Annotated in this window: 2 protein-coding genes; both read left to right on the plus strand. The window is 39.4% G+C overall.

Translation table 11 applies throughout. The features are described from left to right. Window positions 1–623: 623 nt before the first annotated feature. Complete coding sequence (locus tag AACT18_RS00005; RefSeq protein ID WP_094145925.1) at window positions 624–893, plus strand: hypothetical protein; 270 nt, start codon at window positions 624–626, stop codon at window positions 891–893. A gap of 169 nt (window positions 894–1,062) precedes the next feature. Continuing rightward, window positions 1,063–2,142: a GTP pyrophosphokinase gene (locus AACT18_RS00010; RefSeq protein WP_094145924.1), complete on the plus strand. Its 1,080-nt coding sequence runs from the start codon at window positions 1,063–1,065 to the stop codon at window positions 2,140–2,142. The last annotated feature ends 990 nt before the right edge of the window (window positions 2,143–3,132 follow it).

Genomic DNA, 3,132 nt, shown 5'->3' on the forward strand with positions numbered 1-3,132 from the left:
CAAAATTGAAGTTCAGTGTTTACAGTGTGTTTTTTGAGTTCGGCTATGCGTTGTCAACCCCTTAGCCGGGCGTTATGCAACTCAGGTAAATCTAGGGGTTCAATCTTTTTAGGTTTCTCCTGCCATTCGTTTTGTGTTGTCGGCAAATGAGCTTTTTACCCTAAAATTCGTGGTTAACTCAAGCCGTAAAACTGGCAAGGTTCTTTGTTTGCCTCAATCGGTTTTGGCGCTGGCTTGTTGTGAATCTTGCGGGCGCAAAGTGTGGAAAGGGCAAGTTTATCGAGCATTTTGTACTTGCTGAAGGTTTCGCTCGTTGAGTTTGTCTGATTCAAAAGCTTGGTTTGTTGCTGAAAGGTGAACTTTGTTTTGGCGGCTTATTTATCACGGCTCTTGCTTGGGTTGATTCTTGAATCACTTAACCATTGCAATCGTGGCTTTTGGTCGTATAAATTCGGTTTATCTCATTGAATTTGCATAACAAACGGCTCAAGAGGGATTGCCAACGCGTGGCGACTTTAGTGCAAAATTGAAGTTCAGTGTTTACAGTGTGTTTTTTGAGTCCGGCGGTGCGTTGTCAACCCCTTAGCCGGGCGTTATAAGCTAATGAAAATAAGGAGATCTTTATGGGAACTAAAGCATATGAAGAGGGCTTTAAATCATGTCTTTATTCCGATTATGTAAATCCATATCCTGAAGACTCTTCAGAGTTTGACGATTATGAACGTGGCCGTACACAAAAACTAAAGCGCAGTGGGTCAAATAGTAGCTTTTCTGGTGGTTTCAATCCGTGGGAACCGGAATTAGAACCTGTTAGGGACGTTGAGTACAAACCAAAGAAATCATCGTTAGAACCACAAAAACCAAATCCATATGCGCAAGCAAAGGGAAAGTAGGGCGCTTCAAGTACGCTTATAACAAAGCGTTTAAGACGGATTCCCAACGCTTGGCATTTTCGGTTTGATTCAGCTTTAGTGTTTACGGCACAATGCTTTAGGTTCAGTGGTCAGCGTTGCTCACCACTTAACGCGGCGTTAGCTGTTTTGGATAAGAATAGGAGTAATAATGGCGTCACTAGATTTTGATGCGGAAAAACATGCATTCAGAGAGTTTTATTCTGATAACTTAGGATTGCTAGAAGGTGCAACTAATTCATTCTGTACTTTGATTGAAGCATTGCTGCGACATTCCGGCGGTATAGCAATTTCAAAAATTGAGGGTAGGGTTAAAGATAAAGAAGAATGTATCCGCAAGTTCAATCTTAAGTACCGTAAGACTCTTGAATCTGAAAATACGCCTTATGAAATTAAAGATCATATTTCTGATCTAATTGGTTTGAGAGTTGTTTGTCTATATGAAGATGATATTGAGAATATCCAAGAAGTATTGCAGCAACATTTTGAAATAATTGATGTTACAGATAAAATTTCACAAATTGAAAGCACGGAGGACTCTTTTGGCTATAAAGGTCTACATTTAGATCTTAAACTTGGTGAACAGCGGAGAGGTATGCCAGAGTATCAGGCTTTTATAGGATTTGGTTTTGAAATTCAAATTCGTACAATTATACAAGACTCATGGAGTGTCTTAGATCATAAAATCAAGTATAAGAAATCGATTCCTAATCAATTGAAAAGAAGAATCAACACTCTTGCGGCACTGTTTGAGCTTGCAGATAGAGAGTTTCGTGAAATCAGAACTTCTACAGAGGCTGAAATTGAGAAGGCAAAGCAGGAATACACAGAAATACCATCAGGTTCGGCTGGTAATTCAGTTTCTAATGAAAGCTCAAGAAAATCGAGTGGTAATGGTTTACTTACAGTTTTTGGCTTCCTGAAAATTGCCAACCACTTTTTTAATAATTATGAATTTGAAGCTCACAAAGTTGACGGTTTTACTCAAGAAATTATATCGAAAGAGCCACAAATTACTCGGACTGACTTTAATGAGTATATGAAAGCAACAATTTCAAAAGTAAAAGAGTACAAGGCTTATTTTGAATCATTGGAAGGCTCCAATGAGAAATTAAACCCATATACAATTATTCGCCATTGTCTTTACTTGAGTGACAAAGATAAATATAACTCAATATTAACAAATGTTTCTAAGGAAGCTTTTGATGAATGGCTCAGTAAAAACAGCTAACAAACGCTTCAAGAGGGACAGCCAACGCGCGGCATTTTTATCATGCGTTGGTTTTTGTGATTAGGATGTTATGCGGAAGCGTGGTAGTAGCGTTGGCTGCCCCTTAAGCGGGCGTTAGGCAAAGTGAGTTTTTATCAGCTAAAACGAGTTTGAATTGAACGGTAAATCCCATGTTCTCTGGCCGAACTTAAGCAATAAATAATCATCATATATTTGCTGTTTCTTGATCGCGTTGGGTTGCTTTTCGTTGTGAATTCATCGGCAAAATAACCTTCAGCATCCAAACGTCCGCCGAGCATGCTACGCTCGTCACTTTTCTTCCAAATCGCTCAATTTGAGTTTTTTGTTTCTTTGCTGAGTTGGTATTTTGGTTTATAAATGAATGGGTTAGTTTGCTTAAAATTTACAAAAAGCCTTGCTCTTGGGTTTTGAAAGTATCGTTGTCAATCGGTTGGCCTAACAAACGGCTCAAGAGGGATTGCCAACGCGTGGCGGCTTTAGTACAAAATTGAAGTTAAGTGTTTATAGTGTGTTTTTTGAGTTCGGCTGTGCGTTGTCAACCCCTTAGCCGGGCGTTATGCTTAATCACCAAAAATCAGTGGTTTATGATTGTTCTTTGTTCCCTTGGCTTGTGAGTTTTGTGTTTCTCGGCAAGTTGGCTTCAGTGGGCGCGGTTTTCCGGACAATTATTCTTTGGCGCTGGAAATTCAGCGAATTGCCTCATTCAATTTTCGGGCAAGCACGAGGTTATGACGGGTGGCTCAATCGGAAATTTGGTCTTAGGTTTTTTCGTTTTAGCTGCCAAAGTTCAAAGTCTGATTTTCAAAATTATGAGTCATTTTAGTTTTTGGCTTTTTGGATTTTGTTCGTGAGTTAAAGTCGAGTTAATCTTGGTTTGGGTAAAACGTAAGTCATTGAAGCTTAAGCATAACAAACGGTTCAAGAGGGACAGCCAACGCGTGGCATTTTTACTGTGCGTTGGTTTTTGTG

It is taken from the genome of Vibrio sp. V04_P4A5T148 (assembly GCF_963875605.1).
GTDB classification, from domain to species: Bacteria; Pseudomonadota; Gammaproteobacteria; order Enterobacterales; family Vibrionaceae; genus Vibrio; species Vibrio anguillarum.